At 29.5% G+C, this 1,836-nt stretch carries 2 protein-coding genes; both read right to left on the bottom strand.

Annotated elements, in window-relative coordinates:
* Positions 1-255: recombinase family protein (locus tag BPMYX0001_RS25350; RefSeq protein WP_033799766.1), on the bottom strand; the 255-nt coding region annotated here is incomplete at its 3' end.
* 439 nt (positions 256-694) lie between these two features.
* On the bottom strand, positions 695-1,201 hold the full coding sequence (locus BPMYX0001_RS25345) for a GNAT family N-acetyltransferase (protein ID WP_006097033.1): 507 nt from the start codon (positions 1,199-1,201) through the stop codon (positions 695-697).
* Between the last annotated feature and the right edge of the window lie 635 nt (positions 1,202-1,836).

Below are 1,836 nucleotides of genomic sequence, written 5' to 3'. Positions count from 1 at the left end.
AATATCCTTCCATTCATTTAAAATCGCTTCTTTGTTTCTCCCAAAACGATCTAATGATTGTACATATAAAATATCTCCTTCCCGTAACATCATTTTTACAAGTTGATATTTTTGACGATTAAAATCTTTACCAGATTGTTTATCAATGAAAATATCTCTTTCGTCAATACCAACTTGTTTCATTGCTTCTAGTTGTCTACCTTCGTTTTGATCTTTGCTACTTACACGTATGTATCCGAATTTTCTGTTATTCAAGGTATCAGAATCTCCTTCTCTTGATGTTTTATAATACATATTATAGCAAAACAGTTCCAAAAGGTGTCTGTTTTTTAGAGACGTTTCAAAAATGCATTTTTGAGGTTTTGGAACGTATATTTCATGTGCTTTTGATAGTTCCAAAAGGTGTACCTTTTGAAACGCGTAGAAAAAGGAACCCGTTATGGATTCCTTTTTGTTTTGTAATGCTTTTATGAAACAGCTCACTTTCTTAAAAAGTATTTTTCAACTTGTTTAAAATATGGAATTAATTCTTGAAATTGATTTGAAGACTGTAATTTTTCTTTTATCAATAAAGAAAAAATCTCACATGAAATTAAAATTATATAAGTTTAGCTTAATGGGCATGGCGTACCGCCCACATTTTAACGATTTTATAAGCCAAGAGATTCTGATTTAAATGATGCGTTCTGAGACACTATTCTTCTTCTAAAATAGAGTAATAATATTCATCCCACCATTCATTACCATGTGGTATACACTTCCTGAAATAGCCTTCTCTTCTCATTCCAATCTTCTCCATCACTCGATATGATGGGGTATTCTGTGGCTGACATGTAGCTATAATTCTATGTAATTTCATTTCCTTAAACCCATATTTCAATGTAGCTTGTGCTGCTTCGGAAGCATATCCTTTATTGAAATATTTAGGATTGAACACCCAACCAATCTCATAAGTATGTTCACCAAAATATTTATGAAAAACAATATGACCAATTAGGATATTGTCATCTATTAATACCACAGGAAAGTTCTTAGCATTTTCACCAATGTTTTCATTCACAAAGTTTCTTGTATCTTCTTCAGTGAAAACCCCTTCGGGTATGTATTTCATAACATTGATATCTGATGTATACTCATGGACAGCTTGCCAATCTTTGAACTCAAATTTTCGTATCAATAATCGTTCTGTCTTTACAAACATTTACTTTTCCCCCTCAAAAAATCGTAACTTTATTTCAAATCCACATTTAACCCCAAAAACAAAAAGAACTTGTAGGAATCACTACAAGTTCTTTTTAAGGTAAGGTGACAAAAAAGGTAACACAAACTATCTTAACAGACACAATAGGGAAACTACTTAATGACTGATGTGACAATTTCATTATATAACAAATATTAACATTTGGAGATTTCAATTTTGAATATTTTGTGAATTAAGAAAATGGAACGATTTATTGAGTTTGTATTCCTAAAAAATCCATTTGTTTATTTTGTACAAAACGCTTTAAATCAACATCGATATCATAATAAATTAGTAAAAATATAGTTATAGGTAAATAGAGAAGAATGTCTCATTATTACCTAACATACTATATTTATATTCATGTTTAATAAATTATAATAATATGAATTTCATGTTACAACCGACTATAATTCTTAAAAACATGTAAAGCACTGACATTCTGGCCATGTATTTTTGAAAAGGTTTGGAATTGTATATTTTTTACAAAAATAAGATATAATTATTATTGAAGAGCAATTTGTAAGTCCCAGTGAAATATGTGGTAAATTTACATGGGATATGAAATGCATATTCGAAAAGAGATAATGCACTAA

It is taken from the genome of Bacillus pseudomycoides DSM 12442 (assembly GCF_000161455.1).
Taxonomy (GTDB): Bacteria; Bacillota; Bacilli; order Bacillales; family Bacillaceae_G; genus Bacillus_A; species Bacillus_A pseudomycoides.
This window is presented reverse-complemented; position numbering and strand designations above follow the sequence as displayed.